Annotated in this window: 1 protein-coding gene; it reads right to left on the bottom strand. The window is 63.3% G+C overall.

The window, feature by feature from the left end; all coding sequences use genetic code 11:
- Positions 1 to 283, bottom strand: a 283-nt coding sequence (locus tag AB3X95_RS38970) for an FAD-binding oxidoreductase (protein WP_368624010.1), incomplete at its 3' end; no start/stop codon positions are given.
- Positions 284 to 357: the final 74 nt, after the last annotated feature.

The raw sequence follows: 357 nt of genomic DNA on the forward strand, positions 1-357 counted from the left end.
GCAGCGTGTCGAACGCGAAGTTCGAGAAACGCCCGCCGCGCACACGCTTGATGCCGATGCGCAACTCGCCGTCGCGGTCGTAGTCGGTGACGCCCACGCAGATCGAATACGAGCGGCGCGTTTCCTCACCGTCGATATGCGTCTTCAGCGTGACGAACTGGCCCTGCGTGAAGCGGTACTGGTCGCGCAGTTCGGGCGGGACTTCGAAGGCGACCGACACCGCATCGGCGGTTTCGGGACGTACTTCGCGGATACGCAGCGGATGGAATTGCGGGGTGGCCATATCAGTACGGTTTGAAGTAGTCGAAGGGTTCGCGGCAGTCGAGGCAGCGATACAGGGCCTTGCAGGCGGTCGAG

The organism is Paraburkholderia sp. BR13444 (assembly GCF_040948755.1).
Lineage (GTDB): Bacteria > Pseudomonadota > Gammaproteobacteria > Burkholderiales > Burkholderiaceae > Paraburkholderia > Paraburkholderia youngii.